We start from the raw sequence: 17,996 nt of genomic DNA, 5'->3' as shown, positions 1-17,996 counted from the left end.
AGAAGCAGCTGAAGCTCGTGAAGCGGCTAAAGCTCAAAAACCTGCTACACAACAACCTGTTGCAAAAGAAACTGAAACAAGTGCACCATCATCTTCTCGTGAACTACGCGTTGTAGCAACAGCTTACACAGCAGATCCACTTGAAAATGGTTATAAAGCAGGCGACCAAGTAAAATCAGCTTTAGGTCACAACTTAACAGCTAACCCAAACATGAAACTAATTGCAGTTGATCCAAGTGTCATTCCATTAGGTTCAAAAGTATGGGTTGAAGGTTACGGAGTAGCAATCGCTGGTGATACTGGTGGAGCTATTAAAGGAAATAAAATCGACGTTTTAATGCCTGATAAAGGTACATCTAGTAACTGGGGACGTAAAACAGTTACAGTTAAAGTATTAAACTAGTTCGTATAAAAAGAGTCAGTCTCATTGAGGCTGACTCTTTTTTTGATTCTCACATTCTAACTTTCTCTTGAAACTTTCACTCTGACATAAATAAGTTCCCTCGGTTTTTATATACTTTATCAAACGCCTTTAAAACTTCTTCATGATTAACAAACTTAGGTAAAAAACGAAGAGCGATGACAATCTCCTTCTCTCCCGTCCAAATTAAATCTATCTCTTTGCATTCTATATAATTTCACAAAAAAAAGAGGATGCCATAGCATCCTCTCCTGCCCTTCCCTATTCCACACAAGTAAACTGCGTCCAAGCTCCTACATAATCTAGTAAGAATAACTCTTCTTCTGCAATTGTACCGACAATATTTTTCCGTTCATCTATCGGCATTTCTTTTAGAATGATTTGTAGTTCACCTTTATACTTACCAAACGAGTTGTTACCAATTACAACTTGCCCTCTTTCCTGTAATACACTTTCGCGCACTGGGAAGTCATAGTCTTTGTACTTTTTACGCACTTCTGTAGAACGTACCATGTATTCTGTTATGTCACCGCGCCTTACATGTAATTCTTGCAGCGTGGCTCTCTTTTCTACTTCAGTCGCTTCGTCTACAAAGTGTACTTTCAGCTGTAACATGTAACGATTTAAGTTTCCTAGTTTCTCTAACTCTTCTTCACTCGCGTAAGCATTTCCAATAATAACGTCATCAATAAGCCCTGTCGCCCATAAATGTTTCGCTTGTACTTCAATCGGTAAGTTACGATGCTCTTCTAACGTACATAATCCGTCATTAATATCCCATGGACCGATGTTAGCTGCATGTGACGTAATAAACGCTGCCGTGCGAATGCCATGCTTTTTAAAGCGTTCACTACAGCGAATGAAATAATCATACGGAAGACCAGTGAATTTTTGCGGATAAAAGTTATGACAGCCAATTAAAGCTGGTTTATTCGCCTGATGCGAAAGGATATTCTCTAAGTATGCAATATCGTTACTTACGTTTAGTTCAATTTTTAAGCCGTACGGATTATTCGTCATTTTTGCTTCTGTTAATCCGTCAAATCCTAGATCTAAACGAATACCGTCTGCACCTAACTCTGCAAAGAATGATAGATCACTATAGCTAATACTAAGTTGATCGAATACTGCCGGAGCTACATCTAAAATAACTTCCATATTGTTATCTTTTGCATGATTAATAATTTCTTTAAATTCAGCTACAATTTCTTCTTTTGGACGATTCACAGATAATAGACATGTGAATATTCTTGAAAAACCGTGGCGTGCCGCTGCCGAAATGTATGCCATATCTTGTTCTTTCGTTGAATGCTCTGGATAAAGTGAAATTCCTAATTTACGCTCCATGCTTTTGCATCTCCTTCACACGTTGTATTAATGCCATGCTCGTAAATCTATATTTTGCAGATAAACATGTTGCACATAAAATCGTTGGTACAATAATTACGTACGGTGATTGTAAGCTTAGCATTACATATGCACCCATTGAACTACCGATAAATACAATTGATACGAGTAGTAACACTAATAAAGATTTACTTTGTACCCATTTTGAATAATGTGCAATAAACTGCCCCGCTACAAATGTAATTAAGATGATAATTGCTCCGAGCATTCTGTTTTCTCCTCTCCTGCTAATTGTTGTTTCTCATACATTTTGAAGAATGGATAGTAAATAACGAATGAGATAACAAAGTTAATAAGTACAAGTACACCAGCCATAATTGTCCAGTCCGTACTAATAATCGCTGCAATTGGTGCTAACATCGTAAATGGCAGTTTCGCCATCATGAGCGGAATCATGCCTGAAACAACTGCGAAATATGATACTGTCGTTGTAACTAACGGTGTTATAACGAATGGAATAATTAAGATTGGGTTCATTACAATTGGTGCCCCGAAAATAATCGGTTCGTTAATATTGAATAAACCTGGCACGAATGATAATCTACCTAACTCTTTTAGGAATTTAGATTTAGAGAACATAAACATAATAACTAAAGCTAAAGTTGAGCCTGATCCACCGATCCATACGAACCATTGAATAAATTGCTCTGTAAATAAGTTTGGTAATTGATGTGCATTTCCTGTAGCTGTGAATACTTCCATATTTTCAAGAATTGCTGAATCCCACATCGGACGAATGATTGGTCCTAAAATCGCTGGGCCATGTATACCGAATGACCAGAAGAACACGATTAAGAATACTGTTAATAAACCGCCGAATAAATTATTTCCTACTAATACTGATTTTAGTGGTGCGATTAAATATGTGATTGTTGTATTCACATCGAATTTTAAACCGTAACGAATACCCCAGAATAAAAGAATAACGACTAAAGTTGGAATTAATGCTGCAAACGAGTTTGCAACTGCTGGTGGTACACTATCTGGTAATTTAATCGAGATATTATGCTTAATCATAAAGTGATAAATTTCTACTGCAATTAATGCTGTAACAATTGCGCCGAATAAAGACGTTGCACTTAATGTTCCTACTGAAATGTATCTTCCTGCATCAATAACACCTGGTACAGCTTTCGTAATTTGAATTGGTTCAACTGATGCTAGTAAAAAGGCGAGTACAGATAACAACCCTGCACTTAACTGATTGAGCTGATAAAAGTTTGCGAGTGAAGCTCCTACCCCAAATGCTGCGTATAACGCCATTAAACCTACTGTAAACCGGAATGGAATATCTAAAATATGGCGAAATGGTGCAATCCATTCCATATACGCATCAATTGGTAAATTTAAAAAGATAACGAAAAATGATCCGACAATCGTTAACGGCAATGTAGAAATAACTCCGTTTCGAATTGCTAATAAATGTCGTTGTCCTGCAATCTTTTGCGTTGTTGGCATAATCTTTTGTTCCATAAAACTCATAAAACCATTCATCAATATCCCTCCTCTTTCTCTTTACTACGTAAGGACAAAAAGTTATAACATTATAATGTTTATATTTAAAAAAATATATTTATGCTAAAACTAATTGTTCTGCTTGTTTCAGTACTTTTAAACCGTCACAAATGCCATAATCTCTTTGTTCTATTATTGCAACCGGTATATCGTATGATTTCGCAAGAAACTGTACCGCTGGAAACAAATACTTCACCTGTGGCCCGATTAAAACAACATCAGCATTTTTTATTTCCAGTTTTACAAGTTCTGAATCAACTGCTTTAATTTTATAATCCTTCCCTTGTTTCATTGCCTCTTCTTGCATTTTTCTTACGACCATACTCGTTGACATGCCTGCTGCACAACATAATAAAATGTACATCTTATACTGTCACTTTCTCTTCTACTCGTTTATGAAGAGTGATAAATTCTTCAGCAAGTTCTTTCACTGTAATTGCATTCATTAAATGATCTTGTGCATGCACTAACAGTAAACTGATTTCTGCATGATTTCCTCTTGCTTCTTCTTGAATTAAGTCTGTTTGAATGCGATGAGCTGCTGAAATCTCTTCACTAGCAAGTGTCATCTTTTCACTCGCATTCTCAAAATCTCCTTGTCTTGCAAAAGCAATTGCTTCAAGCGCCGCGCTTCTCGCATTGCCACCATGTAAAATTAATGCAAATGAAGTTTGCATATCAGTCATTTTAAATTCCCCCAAGCTATCTTTTTTCTATATTGTTATCTTATTATGAAAACGCATACAATTAAACATAAAAAACTTCCGTTGTGTAACGGAAGTTTTTATATACTTTTTCAAAACGATAGTAAAATCTCTTGAAATTCTTCAATCATTCCAGACTGAGTTAATTTTTCTATCGTATGCTGACTAGACATAATATCATATAAAAAATCATAAAGCTTTTGTAAATCTTCATTATTATTGCGCTTTACACTAAATAAAATAATAACTTGTACTTTCTTATCTCCCCAGTCAACCGCTTTATTAAGTGTACAAAACAGCAAAAATGTTTTCTCACTTAATAACTGCATCGGATGTGGAATTGCAACTAAATTCCCAACGGCTGTAGGAGATGTATTCTCTCTTTCCATAACAGAATCATAAAAGTTTTCTGGTACATAGTTTTTCTCAGCGGCTTTCTCACATAAAAATTGGATAACCTCTTCTTTCGTAGAAGCGCTATGATTTAAAAAGATCAAATCTTCCTTTATATACTGCTGTACACTAGTATTCACATGCGTAAACAACTGCTGACCGATGGACTTAATTTCTTTATCATCAAATATTGAGTTCACTTTTATAACTGGAACAGGCAAACCACTCGGTATATGAATCGTACTAATAATACAATCTATTTTATCTTTATAAAGGTCTTCCACTTTCAATTGATAATAACCTGTAATCCCTACAATCTCTAATTTATCTCGGAACTGTGATAAAATTTTATATTTCAATAGCTGGGCGCTTCCTTGACCAGTCGCACAAACTAGTAAACATCTTTTCTTTTGATTCTGTTCCTGTAAACGACTCATCGCTCCGCCAAAGTGAATCGCAATATAACCAATTTCACTTTCCGGAATCGATTCTCCCGTATATTCACCAATTATATCTCCTACGAGAACCGCAATTTCAAAAGCATACGGATAATTCTTTTTCACTTCTGCCAATAGAGGATTTCTCGTATTTAACTTATACTTCAAACGGTTTAATAACGTTTTTAAATGAACACCAAAACCAAATAATAATTCTTCATCATAATAAAAAATAAGATTCCGTTCTTCCGCTACTTTAAAAAGAATATGTTGCATAAATGCATATAGATCTTTCCCTAATAGTTCTTCCACATTTTCATAACGATCTCTCGCTGTAACAGCAGTACTCAATAAATGCATCGTCACATATAAAACTTCTTCTTCTGGAAATGAAAGATGCAACTCTTTCTCTAAATCTCCTACAATCTGTTTCGCAATTGTATATTCTTTCTTTATGATAAGTTCTGATTGCTCTGCATTCAGTCCTTTCATATAATGTTGATCTTCACAACGCCTTATTGCAATTGCAATATGAATGACTAAATTATCAATTTCTATATCTGATAAATATATCGTTCCTCCCTCGATATACTTTAATATAACCGAACGGATAAGCGGTATATGAGGTAACGATAAATATGTATCCCTCTGCTCAAATTGCTCATGAAACGGAGTATGATCATAGCGCGGTAAACCATATTGTGATAAACAAGACCGAATATGAAACTCCTCTCCCACAATACGTATACCATAATACGGTCTCTTTTCAATTTGTAATTGATAGCGACCACATATATCTGTCACATCTTTCATAATTAAATTTACAGTCGATTTACTTACATAAATCTCCTCTGCTAACTGTGAAAGCTTCACATACCCCTCTGTCGTTACAATACGTTGCAGAATGTACGCTATCCTTTCTTCATAAGAAGTTGGGATCTTTTCCGTCTGTTTTTGAAATAGACTCAAGCAAAACTCTTCAAACTTCTTCGTTTGTATAATTTCTAGTTCGTATCCAGTTCCTCTTTGCGATTCAATTTTCGCCCCGTTTTCTTCCAATATATCATTTAATAATTTTATATCTTTTTGAATCGTCTTCGTTGATACATGTAAACGGCTCGCTAAAAAAGCTCGATTTAACATCGACTTCTCTTCTAAAAACTCCTCTAAAATAGAAATTAATCGCTGATGCACTTTTGTCATAGCTCTTCCTCTCACAATATATATAAAAAGGAAAAAGCTGCTGAGGTCAGTAGTTTTTTCCTTTTTCATTTTATCTATTTCTTTAATGTAAATCCGAATTTATCCCATGCTTGTAAATAATCTAATAAGAAAATTTCTTCTTCTACAATTCGGCCAACTACATTTGTTTTTCCTGTGTTCACCATATCTTTTAACGCAATTTGTAATTCACCTTTATATTGACCATACTGTTCATTATCAATTAAAAGATCACCGCGTTTAATTCCGCGTGTATTATGCGGTTTGAACTCTTCTTTCTTATATTTCACACGACTTTGTGTCGAGCGAATCATATATTCAGATACATCTCCGCGGTAAAAATGAGGCTCGTCTAATACGATAATTTTTTCTAGTTCTGTTGTTGTATCATATAATCCTATATCAAATGTTTGTTTCTCTTTATTTAATGCACCTAGTGCTTGTAATTCTTCTTCTGATGCATACGCGTTCGCAATAATAACATCATCAATTAATTCTGTCGCAAATAAATGCTTCGCTTGTGTTGTCATCGGTAATTCACGATGCTGCTCTAACGTACATAACCCTTCTGTTACTGGCCAAGGTCCGTATGTTGCATCAAATGATGATATAAACGCAGCCGTTCTCATACCGTAATTTTTAAATTGTTTCGAGCATTTAATGAAATGATCGTATGATAATCCTGAATAACGATGCGGATAAAAATTATGGCAACCAATTAAATTTTCACGATTTGGTCTATGGCTCATAATGTTATCTACATATTTCGTACCGTTACTCATATTAATTTCAATTTTTAAGCCGTATGGATTGTAAGTCATAATCGATTCTTCTAAACCAGAGAAACCGACATCTAAACGAATGCCGTACGCTCCTAACTCATGGAAGAAAGATAAATCATTATATGAAATACCTAATTGTGTAAAAACAGACGGACTAATATCAACTAATACTTGGAACCCTAATGCATTTGCATGAGAGATGGTTTCTTTAAACTCTTCTATAATTTTCTCTTTTTCTCCATCTACAGACAATAAGCATGTGAATACACGATTAAATCCGTATTTACTTGCTAATGTTAAATATTCCTTATCTTTCTCTACTGTTGAATGTTCTGGATAAATAGAAATACCTAATCGTCTCATATGTACACGCCTCTTTCTTCATTGTTTTGTAAACCTTTTCAAATATATGTAGTGAAAAAGTATATTTCCCCTTCTCATTCACTAATTTTTGAATCCGCTTTCTTTAAAGAAAAAACAATTTCTATCATTCATAACAACTACAAGTCTATACATCTATACTTTACAACTTTTTTTCATAGTTGTGTAGCTTTTACACAAATTTGTCAGTTTTTCCACCGCAAAAATTGTTATACGTTTTCAAGGCACCTTCCTTGACTGTTACATTGACCAATACATATACTCGAAAGAAAAGAGAAAATTTTATATAGGGGATGAATATATGGGAGAAGCAATACTCGTAAAACGAGAATCGTTATGGACGAAAGAGTTTGTCGCTTTAATTTTTGCAAACTTATGTATGTTTTTAGGGTTTCAAATGTTAATTCCTACTTTACCTGTTTATGTGAAAGAAATTGGCGGCACAAGTTCTAATATCGGATTTGTTGTAGGCATGTTTACCGTGGCGGCACTTTTTGTTCGACCACTGACTGGAAACGCCTTGCAAAAATTCAACAAAAAAATCATTTTAATGATCGGTACTGCTATTTGTTTACTCGCTATGGGTAGTTATCTTTTCGCTTCAACCGTCTTCCTATTGCTTGCCGTTCGAATTTTACACGGAGCTGGCTTTGGTATTACAACGACTACATATGGAACTGTCGTTTCAGATTTAATTCCGCAAGCTCGTCGCGGCGAAGGCATGGGATATTTCGGTCTTTCTGGAACGATTGCAATGGCGCTCGGTCCACTTATCGGACTTTGGCTCATGCAAACATATAACTTCACGATTCTTTTTTTATGTGCACTTTCATGTACAATTGTTTCATTAATATTAACGAAACTACTTCAAATCAAAAAATCGCCGCAACCACCACAGCAAACATCTGGTACTTTTCTCGATGGATTTATTGAGCGCAAAGCTTTACTTCCTTCATTATTAATATTATGTATTACATTAATGTACGGCGGAATCGGGAGCTTTATTACATTATTTGCTACGGAAGTCGGAATTGCTGATATAAGCCTCTTCTTCTTATTTAATGCACTTGCAATCGCTGTCACTCGTCCGTTTTCTGGAAAGTTATACGATGCGAAAGGTCATGCATTCGTTATTATTCCAGGGGTTATCATTACGTTTACAGGTATTATTTTATTGTCGTATACAACTACAATTCCGAGTTTAATTATTGCAGCAGCATGCTACGGAAGTGGTTTTGGAGCGATTCAACCTGCACTACAAGCATGGATGATCGACCGAGTAGCACCACACCGACGAGGAGTCGCAACAGCTACATTCTTCTCAGCATTTGACCTCGGCATTGGCGCTGGCGCAATTATATTTGGATTCATTGCACACTTTACCAACTATGCAACTGTATATCGATATTCCTCTCTATTACTTATCGCTTTTCTTTTCATTTACATCACAAGCTTACGGAAGCAAAAACAAGGGGATAAAACAAAAGAAAAAGCCGTTGGGTAATGCTAATGGGTTCTTTTTCGAAGTACTTGGACCAAAAAATCATGTATACACATTTGTAAAAAGCAGTGGATTCCTAAAAAATCACACTGCTTTTTGCATTGTATTGAAGAGTGAACCGCTGTTCTATTTATTCATGTTGTTCGTATGATATTAACATATAGAACGAATTGGAGGAAATATTAATGAAAGCAATAGTATATACAGAATACGGTCTCCCCGACGTTCTTCAACTGAAAGAGATAGAAAAACCTGCTCCTAAGGACAATGAAATACTAGTAAAAATAAAAGCGACAACCGTAACAGCAGGAGATATTCGCTCACGAAGTTTTACGGTTCCCTCTTCTGTTTGGCTACCCGCTCGAATCGCACTTGGCTTTAAGCAACCGAAAAAACAAATACTTGGAATGGAATTGGCTGGTGAAGTTGAATCAGTAGGAAAAGACGTCACACGATTTAAAAAAGGAGACCAAGTTTTTGCAGCTACCCAAGTAAATTTTGGTTCTTATGCTGAGTATATTTGTCTACCTGAAGTTGGAGCAGTGTGCATGAAGCCCTCCAATATATCCTATGAAGAAGCCGCAGCCATCCCAATTGGAGCACGTACAGCTTTATTTTTCCTTAGGAAAGCTAACGTTCAAAGCGGTCAAAACATTCTTATTTACGGAGCTTCTGGAAGTGTCGGAAGTTATGCAGTACAAATTTCCAAGTATTTCGGCGCAACAGTTACAGGTGTGTGCAGTAGCTCCAATTTAGAATTGGTCAAATCTCTAGGAGCTGACGAAGTAATTGATTACACCACAAAAAATTTTTCTACTACAGACGAAACTTATGATGTTATCTTTGAAGCGGTAAACAGGAGCTCCTTTTCAGAGTGTATTAAAATGTTAAAGGAAGATGGTACCTATATAAATATTGTTGAACCGTTACCAAGTGCTCAAATGTTCTGGACTAAATTGACAAGTCGCGTGAAACTCATATTAAGTCAAAACGCACCTGAAACTTCCGAAGCATTAAATTTCCTTAAAGAACTTGTTGAGGACGGTAAAATAAAAGTGGTCATTGATAGGCAATACACTTTTGAGGAAATTATTGAAGCTCACATATATGCTGAAAAAGGACATAAGAGGGGAAATGTCGTCATAACTATGGAGCATAATGACGATTCTAAATAAAAGAAAAAACACTTTGCATAATTGTTAAAATGCAAGGCACCGAAAGTTTTTAACATAAAAAGGCAGAGCAAATTCATATGCGAATTGCTCTTTTTTATTGTTGCGAGCCTCTCAAAAGAAAACAGTTTAAAATAATTTAATCGTTTTTTACTTTCATTAAATAAATCCATTTCAAACCTCCCCCGTTTCCCTACATATTTTTCTAAATTTAATCAAAAAATATGCAAAGAACCATCATCATAACAAAATAAAATTCCAATCCGCACACCCAATTGGGTAGTTTCCCTTCACCTATTTTTACTATCAATAAATAGTGTGACAAATGTGACTTCTTTACAAACAGATTAGATATATCATCTAAAAAACCAATTAAATCCAGGTGTTTCTTTAAAGGTTTGTAAACTTTTTATCACTTTGTAAATTTAGTGTAAATTTTACTGATAAATCGTTTACAGTGCCTCAAGGTTTAGTTAATAATTACATCGTACATGAAATTTAAGGAGTGGAATGCGTGGAATACAATATTCAAGATATGATCTTCCAGTTCATTGGTGGATTAGGTATTTTCTTATTCGGTATTAAATACATGGGCGATGGACTGCAACAAGCAGCTGGAGATCGTCTTCGCGATATTTTAGATCGCTTTACAACAAACCCACTTATGGGTGTACTAGCGGGTATGTTAGTTACTGTATTAATCCAATCAAGTTCAGGAACAACCGCTTTAACAGTCGGACTTGTAAGTGCCGGATTTATGACATTAAGACAAGCAATCGGTGTTATAATGGGTGCAAACATCGGAACGACAGTTACTGCATTTATTATCGGAATTAAAATCGGAGAATACGCACTTCCAATTATGGCAGTTGGAGCTATCTTACTATTCTTCTTTAAAAATAAAAAAGTACATTCTTTCGGACAAGTTATATTCGGTTTTGGTATGTTATTCTTCGGTTTAGAATTAATGAGCACAGGTATGAAGCCTCTTCGCTCTTTAGAATCATTCCAAGAATTAATGATTAGCATGAGTGATAATCCAATTTTAGGTATTGTGGTCGGTACAGTTTTCACTTTAATTGTACAAAGTTCAAGCGCAACAATCGGTATTTTACAAGAACTATTCGGTCAAGGCGCAATCGATTTAAAAGCTTCGCTTCCTGTATTGTTCGGTGATAACATCGGTACGACAATTACAGCAGTATTAGCAGCAATCGGTACTTCAATTGCCGCAAGACGTGCTGCATTAGTTCACGTTATCTTTAATATCGTTGGTACAATCATCTTTACGATTTTATTAGTACCTTTTACAAGTTTAATTCAGTATTTCCAAACGTCATTAAACTTAAATCCAGAAATGACAATTGCATTTGCACACGGAACGTTTAACGTAACGAATACAATCATTCAGTTCCCATTCATTGCAGTATTAGCCTGGATTGTAACAAAAATCATCCGTGGTGAAGATTCATCTATTAACTTCAAACCGCAACATTTAAATCCAATCTTTATTGAACAATCTCCAGCCATTGCTTTAACAGAAGCTCAAAAAGAAATTATCCGTATGGCTGAGTTTTCATTAGATGGACTAAAAGAAGCAAATCAATTTTTAAACACACAAGATAAAAAACATGCTGATATGGCTACTCAATTAGAAGGAGCTATTAACAATTTAGATAAAAAAATTATCGAGTATTTAGTCTTACTATCAGAAAAACCACTTTCACCAACAGACTCCGAAAAGCATTCAGTTCTAGCAGGTGTCGTTGGAGATATTGAACGTGTCGGTGATCATGTAGAAAACCTTGTAGAACTTGTAGATTTCCAAATTTCAAACCGTGTTTCACTATCAGACGAAGCACTAGCTGAACTAAATGAAATGCTTGAGTTAACAATTTCAACATTACAAGATGCAATCAATGCTTTAACTAACTTCGACACTGAACTAGCTCAAACGGTTATTGCAAAAGAACGTAAAATTGACCAAATGGAACGTGTTCTTCGTAAACGTCACGTATTACGCCTAAACGAACGTAGCTGTTCAGGTGATGCAAGTATCATCTACGTTGATATGGTAAGCAACTTAGAACGTATCGGTGATCACGCTGTAAATATTGCTGATGGTGTTTTAGGTGAACAAGGTAAAGTCAATTTAAAACAATCATTATAATAAGAAAGAGACGCTAATGTAAGCGTCTCTTTTCTTATTTCATATTTACAACAGTTCTTCCTTTTAACTTTCCTTGCAATATAAGTGTAAACTTTTCATCTAACTCTTCTAATGTACATTCTTCTGTATAAGATAGTAGCTCTTTATTTTCCCATTCACTTGCTAAAAGCGTCCACACATCTCTTCTCACATCCACTGGGCATTGCACAGAGTCGATTCCTAAAAGGCTTATGCCTCGCAAAATAAACGGATATACCGTTGTTTGCAATTCTTGTCCTGCCACATTACCGCACGTCGTTACACAACCACCATACTTTACCGTTTTTAAAGCGGTTTCTAGCGTATGTCCACCTACAGTATCGATAACCCCGGCGTATATCCCTTTTAACATTGGTCTTCCTGATTCATCATTCAACTCCGTACGATGAATCACTTGTTTCGCTCCCAGACGTAGTAGCATCTCTTCCTCTTCCATTTTCCCTGTCGCTCCTACTACGTTAAATCCTAGCTTACTTAAAATACTAACAGCTACACTCCCTACGCCGCCTGTGGCACCCGTTACTAAAACATCTCCCATACTAGGCGTTATGCCTGCTCCAATAAGCTTATATACTGATAAAGCAGCTGTAAAACCTGCTGTCCCGTACATCATACTTTCCTTTAATGACATTCCCTCTGGTAAAGGGGTGATCCAAGATGCTGGCACGCGAATATATTCTCCGAAACCACCAGAAGTATTCATACCTAAATCATATCCCGTTACAATAACTTGGTCTCCTACCTTAATGGTTTCATCTGCACTACTCACAACCACTCCCGCTGCATCAATCCCTGGCGTATGAGGATATGTTCTCGTAACACCTTTATTACCCGTGGCTGAAAGAGCATCTTTATAATTTAATGAAGAATAATGAACCTGTATTAATACGTCTCCCTCAGGTAAACTACTTACTTCTCTCTCTACAACGTTTCTTACAAACTGCTTACTTTCTGTTTCGTTCACAACGATTGCTCGGAATGATGTATGATTCATTATGCTCTCTCCTTTATCCGTAAATTTCTTCTTTATTATATAGAAGAAAGAAGTAAACCTACTCATTTCTTCTTGGCTATATTTCAACAAATCTTACTTCTCTATCACTTTCTCACAATACATGTTTTCATTTCCACTAAAACAACTTATACTTATTCTACATCTGAAAAATAAAATATAGAAAATCTGACTTTTTATAAATATATTGAATTTTTACGAAATGTAAATGATTTGTAATGTCTTTTTTCGTCAAATTTCATTATAATAAGTGGATGTGAGTGTCGTATTTCAATCCAAATGAAGGAGTACAGGAAATGGAGCAAAACCCATCTTTGCAAGAAAATACAGGCAGTAAACCGAAAAAAAGTAGGAAAAAAACAAAAATTATTATAAGCGTTATTCTATTCTTTTTAATAATAGGTGGCGGTTATACTTGGTTTTTAGTAAATAAAGCATCTTCTGCTGTTCGAAATGCCGCACACGATTTAGCGCGCGGTGATAAATCTGATTTACGTGATAAAGCTGTAAAACCTATCACAAATAACGTCTCCGTCTTAATCATGGGTGTTGATGAAAGCGATGTCCGCGGGAAAGAATATGGAGAAGCTATAAGAACGGATGCACTACTACTTGCAACGTTTAATAAAGATAGCAAAACTGTAAAACTATTAAGTATTCCACGAGATACATATACTTATATCCCAGTGGAAAAGAAAAAAGATAAAATTACACACGCTCATGCATACGGTTCTACTAAAAACGGAAAAGATGGTGGACCCCAAGCAAGCATTGATGCAGTTGAAAAATTAATGAATGTTCCCGTTGATTACTTTGTAAAGTTTAACTTCAAGTCATTTATGAAAATTGTCGACGATTTAGGTGGTATTGAAGTCGATGTACCAGTTGAATTTACTGAACAAGATAGTAATGATACTGCTGATGCGATTCACCTGAAGAAAGGTGTTCAAAAGCTAAATAGTGAAGAAGCTCTTGCCCTTGCTAGAACGCGCCACATCGATAGTGATGCAATGCGTGGACAACGCCAACAGCTCGTTATTGAAGCTATTTTAAAGAAACTAACAAGCGTTGGATCTGTAACAAAAGTTGGTAACATCATTGATGATATTAACGGCCAATTCGTTACGAACTTAACATTCGATGATATGCTTTCATTCTATAAGTACGGATCGGATTCGGAAATTGAGAAATTACAAATTCAAGGTGAAGACTGCTATATGGAAAAAGGTGACGATACATGTAGCAAATCTGCTGGCGGCGGCCGAACATATTACTACAATCCAGATAAAAAAGAATTAGCAAATGTAACAAACGGGCTTCGCGCTCACCTTGGATTACCTGCATATACAAAAACAGACTCTGATTCGAAGAAAACAAGCACAGAGAAAACAAAAGAATCTAAGTCTGAAAATTCAAGTGAACGCGAATCAAGTAACAATGAAGTGAAAAATAAGAATAAAAATAGCAGTGAAGATACAGAAACATCGTCTAACGACAATGAATAAAAAAGAAGCAGTTCTCTATGGAGGTAGAGTACTGCTTCTTTTTATTTCTTCTAAATCAAAAATCAGAACTTTCTAACTATCTTTTTTAATATTTTTAAATTATAATAAATAGTAGCAATCTATTCCAATTATCAGGGGGCTCATACATATGAAAGCTGCAGTAAAACATAACATCTCAGATTTTAAAGACTACTTAAAATCCAACGATATATACATGGAAGAAAATATAGATGAAAATGATGGTTCTGTTCATTTTTCAGTAGGCTTAGAAACAGAAGCTGGCGCAAAAATTCAACTTATCGCTGCTTTCCAAAACGAACATCCTACTGTGGATATATACTGCTTCAATGTTGCTCACGTACCTGATGCAACATCAACAAATGATATTTTGCATGTTATCAATGAATTAAACACATCTTATCGATTTGCAAAATTCACATTAAACAAGCAAAATGCAATTGATATTTCAGCATCGCTTGCATTCTCAGAACCAAACTTTAATCCAGCACTTGTCTTTGAACATACGAGAATGCTATATAAATTAGCAAATGACGAATATAAAAACTTAATGAAAGTTATTTGGGCATAAATCAGCCTGCACCAATCGGGCGTTTACTACCTTCAAATAGCGGCATAAATAAAAGGATGAGCTGCAAGCAGCACCATCCTTTTATTTCAATATCATATCAATCCACATCTTAATAGCTGTACCTACAATCAAAATCGATAACATATATTGCAATGCTTTTTGATTGATCTTTTTCCCGACTCGTGCTCCAAGCGGCGCAGCAAAGATACTTGCAATCGCGATAATAAGAGCTGGAATTACAACTACTTGCCCAGTTATCACTTTTCCAGTCGTAATCCCTACTGAGGAAATAAACGTAATAGCGATAGATGTTGCTATTGTTGTACGTAACGGCAATTTTAAAATAACTAGCATAATCGGAACTAACAGGAACGAACCTCCAGCACCTATAATACCTGATGCGCCTCCTACAATAAATGCTAACAAACTTGCTAACCATTTATTATATTTTACTTCATCACCATTATTTCGTTTCGGTACGAACATCATAATAGCAGCTATTGTTGCTAACGCTGCATAAACAACATTGACCGTATGTTCCGCTAATACGTTAGCACCAAAACTCCCTATGAAACTTCCTATTAATATACTAGCTCCCATATACACAACTAGCGTTTTATCCATATCATTACTTTTCCGATAGGCCCATGCCCCTGCAAAAGTTGCAAAGAATACTTGAACCGCTGTAATACCACTCACTTCATGAGATGTATAACCAGTAAATCCTAGCAATACCGGAATGTATAAGATCATCGGATAATTAATGATCGCACCGCCAATTCCAACCATTCCTGATATAAACGATCCTATAAACCCAATTATAAAAAGTAATACGACTAAGCTCATCTTACATCCCCTCCCTTCTAGAAAGAAGATGAATTAAATGAATAAGTTTACATTCCCATCCGAAGCATCTGCTAAATAAGCTCCTACTCCTGCAAACTCTACCCCTTCCATAATCTCTTCCTCTTTTAACCCTAATAAATCTACTGTCATTTGACAAGCGACAAGTTTAATCCCCTGTTCTTTCGCCAAATCGATTAAATCTGGTAAAGGCATCGCATTATGTTTTTTCATAATACCTTTAATCATCTTTGGTCCCATACCTGCAAAATTCATTTTTGATAATCCCATCTTGTCAGCACCACGCGGCATCATCTTTCCAAATACTTTTTCGATGAAAGTTTTCTTCACCTTCACATGCTCATCTTTCCTTAAAGCATTTAATCCCCAAAAAGTATGAAAAATAATTACCTCTTGATCATACGCCGCTGCACCATTTGCAATAATATAAGCAGCCATTGCTTTATCATAATCTCCGCTAAATAAAACGATTGTTGTTTTCTTCTGTTCCATGTTTTTTCTCCTCCGAATTACCTATAGGGGTATTTAAAAATTCACAAAAAATCGTTTATGTTCGCTCTATTCTACTTTACCTTCCCAAGCTAACATACCACCTACCATATTAACCACTCGAAAACCGTAACCTTCTAAAAACTGAACTGCTCGTGCACTTCTTCCGCCAGAACGACAAACGATAATATATTCTTTCTTTTTATCCAACTCATGCATACGAAACTCTAATAGCCCTAGTGGAATATTACATGCTTCTGGGATTTTCCCCTCGGCAACTTCTTCTACTTCACGTACGTCTACGATATTGACTGCTTCTTTACGTAACAATTTTTCTTCTAATTCTTTTACTGTCATTTCTTTCATTTTAAAGTTCCTCCTCACAAACCATTCATACCGCCTGAAACATTGATAACGTGCTGAAATCCTAATTTCTTTAATACCTTTGCTGCTTGCTTACTTCTCATCCCGCTCTGACAAATAACGATTACTTCCTTATTTTTATCTAATTGATTTGCTTTACTAGCTAACTCATTTAATGGGATATTCTGAAACCCTTTCATATGATTCCCTCTATACTCACCTACTGTACGTACATCGATAAATTGTTTATTCTTTTGCCCCATCATCCGTTTTAAATCTTTTCCTGAAATATTTTTTACTCCTCTAACTGGTAAGAAGCGAGAAATAATAAACCACGATACAAGTACAATTAAGATTACATTTAATATTGTCTTTACATCCATAAAACTATTTAAACTCCTTTTGTGCTTTTTTCCCGTCCAAATATATACTATAGCTTTGAATATGGAACCCTTTCTTAAAAAACGAACACTTAAATTCCGATCCACTTTATTATGAACAATAAGATGCAAAGGCTTATTTGGTATTTCATGATAATACCGTTTTAAATACGCATACGGTATACACATAATTCTAGAAGTGTTATCACTGTGACTCTCTGTATAATTGCGTACATCTACAACAACACTTTCCATTTCCCTTACTTGTTCTAACGAAATATATGCAACGTTTAAAACCGGAATGTAACGTTTTACTAAAATTCCTAGCATCCATACTAGTAGAGATATAACTATATAAAACATATATGATTATCCTCTTTACTTTCAATAATAAGCAGAGGATGTAATCTTCCACTTGTTATTGAACTGCTATGCTTTCTTGATCCAGAATTTTAATTCACCAGATTCTTCCGTGTGTTTTAACACTTCATGACCGCCTTTTTGTGACCATGCTGGAATATCTTTAATCGCACCTTTATCTGTTAAGTGTACTTCTAACACTTCCCCCGATTGTAATGCTTCCATCGCCTTCTTTGTTTTCACAATTGGCATTGGACATGCTAATCCTTTTACATCTAATACTTCTTTCAC

General features: G+C 35.5%; 19 protein-coding genes and 2 pseudogenes. 6 read left to right on the top strand and 15 right to left on the bottom strand.

Features of this window, described 5'->3' with window-relative positions; all coding sequences use genetic code 11:
* Positions 1–403 (top strand): 3D domain-containing protein (locus GFJ36_RS03530; protein ID WP_194956661.1); only part of this gene is annotated, 403 nt, incomplete at its 5' end.
* Positions 404–479: 76 nt separating this feature from the next.
* Here the strand turns inward: GFJ36_RS03530 and GFJ36_RS28965 are convergent.
* From GFJ36_RS28965 to GFJ36_RS03495, 8 genes and pseudogenes are all read right to left on the bottom strand, one after another.
* A pseudogene (locus GFJ36_RS28965) lies at positions 480–602 on the bottom strand (HEAT repeat domain-containing protein); the annotation flags it as partial.
* An 80-nt stretch (positions 603–682) separates the two neighbouring features.
* Positions 683–1,768 carry a DUF871 domain-containing protein gene (locus GFJ36_RS03525; protein ID WP_087985792.1) on the bottom strand — a complete coding sequence of 362 codons (1,086 nt, stop codon included), beginning with the start codon at positions 1,766–1,768 and terminating at the stop codon, positions 683–685.
* On the bottom strand, positions 1,758–2,036 hold the full coding sequence (locus GFJ36_RS03520) for a hypothetical protein (RefSeq protein ID WP_087985793.1): 279 nt from the start codon (positions 2,034–2,036) through the stop codon (positions 1,758–1,760). Before GFJ36_RS03520 ends, GFJ36_RS03525 begins: the two co-directional genes overlap by 11 nt.
* Entirely contained in the window at positions 2,012–3,322 is a 1,311-nt protein-coding gene (locus tag GFJ36_RS03515; protein ID WP_002063903.1) for a PTS sugar transporter subunit IIC, read from the bottom strand. Before GFJ36_RS03515 ends, GFJ36_RS03520 begins: the two co-directional genes overlap by 25 nt.
* 79 nt (positions 3,323–3,401) lie before the next feature.
* Positions 3,402–3,707: a PTS sugar transporter subunit IIB gene (locus tag GFJ36_RS03510; protein ID WP_087985794.1), complete on the bottom strand. Its 306-nt coding sequence runs from the start codon at positions 3,705–3,707 to the stop codon at positions 3,402–3,404.
* A gap of 1 nt (position 3,708) precedes the next feature.
* Positions 3,709–4,029, bottom strand: coding sequence for a PTS lactose/cellobiose transporter subunit IIA (locus tag GFJ36_RS03505; RefSeq protein ID WP_087985795.1), 321 nt, complete (start codon positions 4,027–4,029; stop codon positions 3,709–3,711).
* A 110-nt stretch (positions 4,030–4,139) separates the two neighbouring features.
* Entirely contained in the window at positions 4,140–6,080 is a 1,941-nt protein-coding gene (locus GFJ36_RS03500) for a BglG family transcription antiterminator (protein WP_157349458.1), read from the bottom strand.
* 74 nt (positions 6,081–6,154) lie between these two features.
* Positions 6,155–7,243, bottom strand: a complete 1,089-nt coding sequence (locus GFJ36_RS03495; protein WP_098649137.1) for a DUF871 domain-containing protein — start codon at positions 7,241–7,243, stop codon at positions 6,155–6,157.
* Between the two features lie 319 nt (positions 7,244–7,562).
* On the opposite strand from GFJ36_RS03495, the gene GFJ36_RS03490 reads away from it, so the two are divergent.
* From GFJ36_RS03490 to GFJ36_RS03475, 3 genes are all read left to right on the top strand, one after another.
* Positions 7,563–8,765: an MFS transporter gene (locus GFJ36_RS03490; protein ID WP_097891344.1), complete on the top strand. Its 1,203-nt coding sequence runs from the start codon at positions 7,563–7,565 to the stop codon at positions 8,763–8,765.
* 182 nt (positions 8,766–8,947) lie between these two features.
* Positions 8,948–9,937 (top strand): NAD(P)-dependent alcohol dehydrogenase, encoded by a 990-nt coding sequence (locus GFJ36_RS03485; protein WP_087985799.1) that lies wholly within the window; start codon positions 8,948–8,950, stop codon positions 9,935–9,937.
* A 511-nt stretch (positions 9,938–10,448) separates the two neighbouring features.
* Positions 10,449–12,104, top strand: a complete 1,656-nt coding sequence (locus GFJ36_RS03475) for a Na/Pi cotransporter family protein (RefSeq protein ID WP_087985801.1) — start codon at positions 10,449–10,451, stop codon at positions 12,102–12,104.
* A gap of 34 nt (positions 12,105–12,138) precedes the next feature.
* On the opposite strand, the gene GFJ36_RS03470 is transcribed toward GFJ36_RS03475, so the two are convergent.
* Entirely contained in the window at positions 12,139–13,137 is a 999-nt protein-coding gene (locus tag GFJ36_RS03470) for a YhdH/YhfP family quinone oxidoreductase (RefSeq protein WP_087985802.1), read from the bottom strand.
* Positions 13,138–13,451: 314 nt separating this feature from the next.
* On the opposite strand from GFJ36_RS03470, the gene GFJ36_RS03465 reads away from it, so the two are divergent.
* On the top strand, positions 13,452–14,660 hold the full coding sequence (locus GFJ36_RS03465; RefSeq protein WP_157349457.1) for an LCP family protein: 1,209 nt from the start codon (positions 13,452–13,454) through the stop codon (positions 14,658–14,660).
* A gap of 148 nt (positions 14,661–14,808) precedes the next feature.
* Complete coding sequence (locus GFJ36_RS03460) at positions 14,809–15,249, top strand: hypothetical protein (RefSeq protein ID WP_000642361.1); 441 nt, start codon at positions 14,809–14,811, stop codon at positions 15,247–15,249.
* Positions 15,250–15,330: 81 nt separating this feature from the next.
* On the opposite strand, the gene GFJ36_RS03455 is transcribed toward GFJ36_RS03460, so the two are convergent.
* The 6 genes and pseudogenes from GFJ36_RS03455 to GFJ36_RS03430 form a co-directional block, all read right to left on the bottom strand.
* Positions 15,331–16,095 (bottom strand): sulfite exporter TauE/SafE family protein, encoded by a 765-nt coding sequence (locus tag GFJ36_RS03455; RefSeq protein WP_087985804.1) that lies wholly within the window; start codon positions 16,093–16,095, stop codon positions 15,331–15,333.
* 33 nt (positions 16,096–16,128) lie between these two features.
* The gene (locus tag GFJ36_RS03450; protein WP_087985805.1) at positions 16,129–16,605 is read right to left on the bottom strand and encodes a DsrE/DsrF/DrsH-like family protein; all 477 of its coding nucleotides are present in this window, start codon (positions 16,603–16,605) and stop codon (positions 16,129–16,131) included.
* A 66-nt stretch (positions 16,606–16,671) separates the two neighbouring features.
* A complete protein-coding gene (locus GFJ36_RS03445; protein WP_044796323.1) occupies positions 16,672–16,968 on the bottom strand; it encodes a rhodanese-like domain-containing protein in 297 nt (98 codons plus the stop codon).
* 14 nt (positions 16,969–16,982) lie between these two features.
* A complete protein-coding gene (locus GFJ36_RS03440; protein ID WP_000382694.1) occupies positions 16,983–17,348 on the bottom strand; it encodes a rhodanese-like domain-containing protein in 366 nt (121 codons plus the stop codon).
* A gap of 4 nt (positions 17,349–17,352) precedes the next feature.
* Positions 17,353–17,708: pseudogene (locus GFJ36_RS30040) on the bottom strand (sulfurtransferase).
* 66 nt (positions 17,709–17,774) lie between these two features.
* Positions 17,775–17,996, bottom strand: a 222-nt coding sequence (locus tag GFJ36_RS03430) for a sulfurtransferase TusA family protein (RefSeq protein WP_242015932.1), incomplete at its 5' end; no start/stop codon positions are given.

Origin of the sequence: Bacillus sp. EE-W1, assembly GCF_009760835.1 — a bacterium.
Lineage (GTDB): Bacteria > Bacillota > Bacilli > Bacillales > Bacillaceae_G > Bacillus_A > Bacillus_A wiedmannii.
This window is presented reverse-complemented; position numbering and strand designations above follow the sequence as displayed.